This window comes from Hyphomonas sp. CY54-11-8, from assembly GCF_000682735.1.
GTDB lineage: Bacteria > Pseudomonadota > Alphaproteobacteria > Caulobacterales > Hyphomonadaceae > Hyphomonas.
The window spans coordinates 1-6,359 of the sequence record NZ_AWFD01000020.1 but is presented as its reverse complement, the minus strand read 5'-3'; the positions used below and the strand labels follow the sequence as shown (position 1 = coordinate 6,359).

Sequence of the window (6,359 nt, the reverse complement as noted above, 5' to 3'; positions counted from 1 at the left end):
ACCTGAAGGCAGCACTCCGGCCACAATTGGCGCCAGAAGATGTCGGAAGGTACTTGGCAGGATCTCGGACCGAGACAGGGTAAGGCTGTCGATGTGGTGTCATAAGGCTCTAAGGAAGGCCATCAAATCCTTGTCTTCCTTCCACCGGCGCCTTGGTCTCGTAGGGCCGACCTCACAGAGCGCTACGGCGTTGGCCTTCAGCGTAAGGTCGATCTGGGCATAGATGTTCGTTGTGCTGATCGAGACATGGCCCAGCCAAGCTCGGATGGTGTTGATATCGACGCCAGCGAGAACGAGGTGACAGGCCGTTGTATGACGGATGACGTGCGGCGTGATCTTCCGTCCCGCCAGCGCTGGAACGTCCGCCGCGCACCGCTCGACGAGCCGGTATATCCCGAAGCGGGTGAAGGCGTTACCCAGCCTGCTGACGAAGACCGGCGCCTCGGGCGTCCGACCCACAATTTGCTCAGCCAGGACCCGTTCGGTTTCGGGCCACAGCGGGCATTGGCGGGTCTTGCCGCCTTTGCCGCGCAAGGTAGCGAGGTCGTGGCCGCCCCTGTCGCGATCGAGGGTCAGATCCCGAACCTGGAGCTGCGTGACCTCGGAGACGCGGGCTCCGCTATTGTAGAGGAAGAGCAGCAGAGCGTATTCGCACCGCCCCCTGCGGCTGCTGCGGTCGGGGACCGCGAGCATCCCTTCCATTTCCGTCCGCGTCAGCCATCCGACCGGCGGCGGCATGGACTTTTTCGACGCAATCGCGCGGATATGCCCACACCATTCGACATGAGCCGGATCCCGGCCGCCGACGAAGCGGGCGAAGGCCCGTATGGCTGCCAGCCGTTGATTGCGAGTCTGGACCGAACATCCGCGGTCGTCCTCGATATGGGCAAGGAACTTCAGAACGAGACCGGATGTAAGGTCGCACACCGTCAACCGCTCGACGGGCTTTCGCAGCTTTTGGCTAGCGAAGGGTAGGAGCAGAGTGAACGTATCGCGATAGCTTGCGCGCGTGTTTCGGGCGAGATTGCGCTCGCTGACGATGTACTCGATCAGGAAGCGCCGAAGCCATGGGCCAAGGAGTTCTGGATCAGGCATTGGCACCTCCGCCGGCATAGAGCGCGAATCTCTGCGAGGCCTGCTGCAGGAGCTCGGGCGTCATCGTCAGATAGACCTTCGTGCCTTCCAGATCGGAATGGCCCAGATAGGTGGACAGCCATGGCAGCAAGCGCTGGACATCTGCCCCTTCCCGATACCAGGCCGTCAGTCTGTGGACCGCGAAGCTGTGCCGGAGGTCGTGCAGGCGCGGGAGCTCCCGGATACCGGCCTTGCCATGCACATTGGCTACGCGCCGCAATCTGTCGAACGCCGCCAGGACGGTACTGCTGGCGAGCCGCGTTCCGTCCCGATTGCTCAGGACGAACGACGTCCCATTCTCCGCGGCACGCTTGCTCGTCGGACCGGACAGGTGGTCTGCCAGCACCATCGCAAGCCGGGGGCTGACGGGAACCAGTCTGCACTTGTGGAATTTCGTATCCCTGATGGTTAGAACGGCCTCTGGCAGGTTCACGTCCGCTCGCGTGAGACCGGTCGCCTCGCTGAACCGCAGCCCGGCGCCGTAGAGCAATAGAAGCAAGGTTCGGAACGTGGCTGGGTCAAGTTGCCTCGCGCCTTGCAGGGCGCGCGCGATGTTTCGAGGCTCGAGGAGCCGCTGCAGCTGATCGTCACTGTAGATATGCGGTGACGGTCGCAACGAACTCCGCGGTTCATTCTCGGGAAGGGGCGACAGACACGCATAACCTCGGCTGATCGCATAACGCCAGAATCCAGCCAGCGCATAGGTCTTGTTCTCGCGGTGCCGGGTTACAGGACCCTGTCCGGCGAGGAAGGCGAGAACCTGCGCCTTCGTGACGGCATCGCATTCAGCGTCGCCATCCGCATGGTGAAGGAACTGCCGCAACAGATTCCGGGTCGTCACGAACTTCGCGCCGTGCACCTGCCGCCATTCGACATAGTGTTCGATTGCGTCTCTCAGCTTCATGACAATCCCTCCAGATCGAGGGCCGCCACCTCGCGCAGAGCCGCGAGGTCGACCTTGGCGTAGATCGCGGTGGAGGACGGATCGCGATGACCGAGAAAGTCCCCGATCACCTTCATTGCCATCCCCTGATCGAGAAGGTGCTGGGCGGCAGCATGGCGGAGTGCATGCGGACCCCGTCGGCCCGTGACCACGCCGATCCCGGCCAAACGGTCGCGGACGATCTTGCCCAAGGTCTTGCGGCTCACTGGTCGGATTGGTGCGCAGGACGTGAAGAAGAGGCTGCGCCCGAAGCAGGTGGGTCGCCCGTCGCCGACATAATCCAGGATTGCTGATCCCACCTCCTCCGACAGCGGCCAGAGATGGGTTCGGCCCGGCTTGGAGCACCGCACCCGAAGGAGTTCGTTTTCCCAATCGATGTCGTCGAGACGCAGACCCGCAACTTCGCTTGCGCGCAATCCGTAGGACACGAACAGCATCAGGATGGCCCGGTCCCGCCTGTCGACCGGCCGTGTCCCGTGAATGGACCCCAACAAGCGCTCTACATCGTTGCGGTGGATGCCTTTTGGAACGACCTCATCGGCCATGAAGCCGGGTGCGACGATGCCTGCGGACAGACCGGGTCGGCACCACCCGCGTGTCTCAGCGAAGCTGACAAACAATCGCAGGCGCTGAGCGAAGTGGTGGATCGTCCTGCGGCTCCAGGCACCATGTTTCTGCTTTTCGCCGATGATGCGGTCGATGTCTGCAATCACGAGGGCGCCCAGCTTGGCGCCGGTTTCTTCGAGCCTTGCAAGGAATTGGCCGGCCCCTCTGGAATAGCCGTCGATGGTTTCCGCCGACAGACCGCGTACGTTTCCAAGCCAGTCCTCATAGGCCTTCAGTTCGACTTGATGTGGACCAAGCTCTTCGTTGGCATCCTCAATCCAGCCGAGATACCGCAACAGTTCGACGCAATGACTGACGAACCTCTGTCGCGCTTTGTCCGTCGCGGCCCGGGCGCACCGGCGACCCTTTGGCCGCGACCAGATCGCGGCGACTGCCTCCACTTCGGCGAGGCCGATCCGGTCGTGTTCATTTAGGTTCAGATGCCGGACGAGGTGGAGGTGATCGTTGGCGCATTTACGCAGTGTCGCGCGCCTGGCGCCGCGTTCCCTCAGATGGACAAGGTACTGGGCCCTCTGATCAGCAAACGGCGCGTCACGATGCTTCGCCGCCGCCGGTGGGAAGAAGATGTCTTCGAACATGGCTGTGTCTCCGTTTTTGGTGGAGACATCAGCTTCCGCCCGATGCACCGTGATGTAACAGGTGCTAAGGCAATCATCGTCAGAGTTTCGACGATATTGGTAAGGGCTTGACGTCGTTGAGGTCCTTCAACTCAAATCCCATTCCGTTCGGTCGGTTGTGCATGGTGGCGTTCACCCTATCCCGCACAACAGCTGAGCGCGGCCACGTCCTTGTCGAAGGTCTGCGCGGCGAGTTTCAACCCCTCAACCGTCGTGAGGTAGGGGAAGATCATTGCGCCCAGATCCTCGTAGGTCATGCCCGCTTTCAGCGCCATGGCGGCGGTCTGGATGCTGTCGGCACCCTCGGGCGCGAGGATATGCGCACCCAGTAGCCGCTTCGTAGCCCCGTCGGCGATCAGCTTGATCAGCCCCCTTGTGTCACGTGCGGCGAGCGCTCTCGGCACGGCATCGAGCGGCAGGACCGAGGTGCGCACGTCATGACCGGCAGCTTTCGCTGCGGCTTCAGTCAGGCCGACGCTGGCGACCTGAGGATCGGAGAAGACGACCGCCGGCATGGCACTGTTGTCGTAGACCAGACTGTCGCCGTTTAGGGCGTTCTTCGCCGCGAGCTTCGCGCCGTAGGCCGCCATGTACACGAACTGATCCTGCCCGGTCACATCGCCAGCGGCATAAACACCCGCGCGACGCGTCCGCATCCGGTCGTCGACATTGATGCCGCCACGAGCGCAGGTCTCGATGCCGGCACGAGCGAGTGAGAGGCTCTCGGTGTTGGGAACACGACCCGTGGCGAGCAGCAGTTCCTCGGCGCGGAGCGTCTCCTCGTTGTCGTCGACCTGGACAGTCAGCGCGATCCCGCCATCCGTCTGTGCCACGCGCGAATAGGACGTCACGGTTCTGACAGCGATGCCTTCGTCCTCGAAGGCACGCGTCAGCGCTGCGCCGATCTCCGGCTCCGCTTCGGGCAGAAGCCCGCGGCGCGTGACGATGGTGACACGCGCGCCGGCTCGCGCGAAGACCTGCGCCAGTTCGACGCCGATGTACCCGCCGCCCATGACGATCAGAGACGACGGCAGCGTCTCGAGTTCGAGGATCGATGTACTGTCGTGATGGCGAACTTCATCCATCCCCGGGATGTCCGGCAAATGCGGGCGTGACCCGGTGGCGAGGATGATCTTTCCGGCCAGGAGCGGATCTCCGTCCACCGTCAGCTTGCCGTCCTCGGCGAACTGCGCCGCGCCTTCCAAGTAAGCGATGCCGTTGTGCCGTGGCAGGACGTCGATGTATTTCGCGGCGCGCAGGTCGTCGACCAGAGCCTGCTTCTGTCGCACGACAGCCGCCCAGTCGGTGATCCGCGCCTCGGCCTCGATCCCGTCGAACCGCCGGGCGGCTCTGGGCGCATGCATTACCTCCATCACCCTAATCATCGCTTTCGAAGGGACGCACCCCACGTTCACGCAGGTTCCGCCGATGAGCCCGTGGCCGATCAAAGCCACCCGCGCGCCGTCTTCGGCGGCAGTGATCGCGGCGGAGAACCCGGCTGATCCGGCGCCGACCACGGCAAGGTCGTAGCTTCCGTTCCCGTTCGAGCAGCAGTCAGACATCGGTGTGTTCCTGTTGAGGCCGGTTCCTGCGGACCAGCGCGTAGATCGTCAGCAAGACGAAGACGGCGAGAGCCGGAATCAGCACAAAATCGAGAACGCCGGTCAGCGCAGACAATCCGACCACGCCGAGCAGGATCACGAGAACCGGCGTGAAGCAGCAAAGCGCAACGATCACGGTGCCGATCACACCGGTCAGCAGAAGTTTGTCACGCATAGGTGAGGCCTCAGGAGTTCGACGCGTCATCGAGGAGAACGGCTGTATAGCCATAGGCCGAGGGCTGGGCGACGATCTCCTCGAGCGCAGTTTGCGTGTCGTCGAACGTGATCGTGTAGACGCCGGACGCGCCGCCCTCATGCTCATCGAAGGATACGATCTCGACGCTCGCCGCTTTTTGCAGCGCCTCGCCGACGATGTAGGAACACGACGGGCACCAGAGCCCGCTGACCTCGATCCGGGCCTGGCGTTCTTCGGCGGAGGCGGCGCCTGCAGAGAGAAGCGCTATCCCGAGGGCGATAAGTGTCTTGCGCATAAAGTATCCTTTCTCAGTATCCGAGGAGCGGCGGGGCGATGTAGGGGAAGGCCAGCGAGAGTGCGACAATCACGGTTGCCGTCCACAGCGCGCCCTTCATGAACCGCTGGTTCATCGGTCGCTGGCAGCTTCCGTCCGCGCAGGACTGGGGTGCAGGCCGGTAGACCTTCCAAAACCCGTAGGCGAGCGAAGCGCCGGCAAAGGCGAAGAAGATCCACTTGTACTGGTAGAGCGCGCCAAGCTGGCCGATCCACGCGCCCGTCGCACCAAGGCTGAACAGCACCAGCGGCAGGATGCAGCACGACGTCATCGCGAGCGCGCCGAGGATGCCGCCCGCCATCGCTGTTTTCGTTCCGAGATCGCTCTGCTCTTCAGGAGCGGCATTGGCTTCCGACATCATGTCCGGGTCCCCGATTGATCGATTCTTGCGATAGGCGTACCATCTGTAGCGACTACAGATGCAAGGAGTTTCCGGAATGGCGGATATCACGAACGCGCGAGGCTATCCGATCGGCGCCATGTCTCGCGAGACAGGCGTGAACATCGAGACGATCCGCTACTACGAACGCATCAAGCTGATGCCGCAGCCCGATCGGACAGCAGGCGGCAATCGGCAGTACACCCACGATCAGCTCAAGCGCCTGTCCTTCATCAAGCGCAGCCGCGAGCTTGGCTTCAGCATCGACGAGATCCGGGCGATGCTGACGATGGTGGACCAGGATGGCGTCAGCTGCGGCGAAGTGCACGCGATGACGGTGGAGCACCTCGGATCGGTCAAGGAGAAGATCAGGCACCTGAAGAAGCTCGAATGGGCGTTGACCGGCATGGCGGCAGAATGCGCCAAGGGGGATGTTCCTGACTGCCCGATCATCGAGACGCTATTCGACGAACGATAACCTTCCGACATCTTCTGGCGCCAATTGTGGCCGGAGTGCTGCCTTCAGGT

The 6,359-nt window shown here is 62.8% G+C and carries 8 protein-coding genes; 1 reads left to right on the top strand and 7 read right to left on the bottom strand.

Annotation, left to right across the window (positions count from 1 at the left end; translation table 11 throughout):
- Positions 1-99: 99 nt before the first annotated feature.
- The 7 genes from HY17_RS11200 to HY17_RS11170 form a co-directional block, all read right to left on the bottom strand.
- Complete coding sequence (locus tag HY17_RS11200; protein WP_034766613.1) at positions 100-1,095, bottom strand: tyrosine-type recombinase/integrase; 996 nt, start codon at positions 1,093-1,095, stop codon at positions 100-102.
- Complete coding sequence (locus HY17_RS11195; RefSeq protein ID WP_034766610.1) at positions 1,088-2,038, bottom strand: tyrosine-type recombinase/integrase; 951 nt, start codon at positions 2,036-2,038, stop codon at positions 1,088-1,090. The genes HY17_RS11200 and HY17_RS11195 overlap by 8 nt, the downstream gene beginning before the upstream one ends.
- Positions 2,035-3,282 carry a site-specific integrase gene (locus tag HY17_RS11190; protein WP_034766608.1) on the bottom strand — a complete coding sequence of 416 codons (1,248 nt, stop codon included), beginning with the start codon at positions 3,280-3,282 and terminating at the stop codon, positions 2,035-2,037. The genes HY17_RS11195 and HY17_RS11190 overlap by 4 nt, the downstream gene beginning before the upstream one ends.
- A 176-nt stretch (positions 3,283-3,458) precedes the next feature.
- Positions 3,459-4,883: a mercury(II) reductase gene (merA, locus tag HY17_RS11185; RefSeq protein WP_034766606.1), complete on the bottom strand. Its 1,425-nt coding sequence runs from the start codon at positions 4,881-4,883 to the stop codon at positions 3,459-3,461.
- On the bottom strand, positions 4,876-5,097 hold the full coding sequence (gene merF, locus HY17_RS11180) for a mercury resistance system transport protein MerF (RefSeq protein WP_034766605.1): 222 nt from the start codon (positions 5,095-5,097) through the stop codon (positions 4,876-4,878). Before merF ends, merA begins: the two co-directional genes overlap by 8 nt.
- Before the next feature lie 10 nt (positions 5,098-5,107).
- On the bottom strand, positions 5,108-5,413 hold the full coding sequence (locus HY17_RS11175; RefSeq protein WP_034766604.1) for a heavy-metal-associated domain-containing protein: 306 nt from the start codon (positions 5,411-5,413) through the stop codon (positions 5,108-5,110).
- Positions 5,414-5,426: 13 nt separating this feature from the next.
- Complete coding sequence (locus HY17_RS11170; RefSeq protein WP_197020274.1) at positions 5,427-5,813, bottom strand: mercuric transporter MerT family protein; 387 nt, start codon at positions 5,811-5,813, stop codon at positions 5,427-5,429.
- Between the two features lie 76 nt (positions 5,814-5,889).
- Between HY17_RS11170 and HY17_RS11165 the strand changes: the two genes are divergently transcribed.
- Complete coding sequence (locus tag HY17_RS11165) at positions 5,890-6,309, top strand: helix-turn-helix domain-containing protein (RefSeq protein ID WP_034766603.1); 420 nt, start codon at positions 5,890-5,892, stop codon at positions 6,307-6,309.
- The last annotated feature ends 50 nt before the right edge of the window (positions 6,310-6,359 follow it).

Coding starts and splice junctions, on each gene's coding strand:
- HY17_RS11200 (WP_034766613.1), bottom strand. CDS start 1,095: ATGCCTGATCCAGAACTCCTTGGCCCATGGCTTCGGCGCTTCCTGATC.
- HY17_RS11195 (WP_034766610.1), bottom strand. CDS start 2,038: ATGAAGCTGAGAGACGCAATCGAACACTATGTCGAATGGCGGCAGGTG.
- HY17_RS11190 (WP_034766608.1), bottom strand. CDS start 3,282: ATGTTCGAAGACATCTTCTTCCCACCGGCGGCGGCGAAGCATCGTGAC.
- merA (WP_034766606.1), bottom strand. CDS start 4,883: ATGTCTGACTGCTGCTCGAACGGGAACGGAAGCTACGACCTTGCCGTG.
- merF (WP_034766605.1), bottom strand. CDS start 5,097: ATGCGTGACAAACTTCTGCTGACCGGTGTGATCGGCACCGTGATCGTT.
- HY17_RS11175 (WP_034766604.1), bottom strand. CDS start 5,413: ATGCGCAAGACACTTATCGCCCTCGGGATAGCGCTTCTCTCTGCAGGC.
- HY17_RS11170 (WP_197020274.1), bottom strand. CDS start 5,813: ATGATGTCGGAAGCCAATGCCGCTCCTGAAGAGCAGAGCGATCTCGGA.
- HY17_RS11165 (WP_034766603.1), top strand. CDS start 5,890: ATGGCGGATATCACGAACGCGCGAGGCTATCCGATCGGCGCCATGTCT.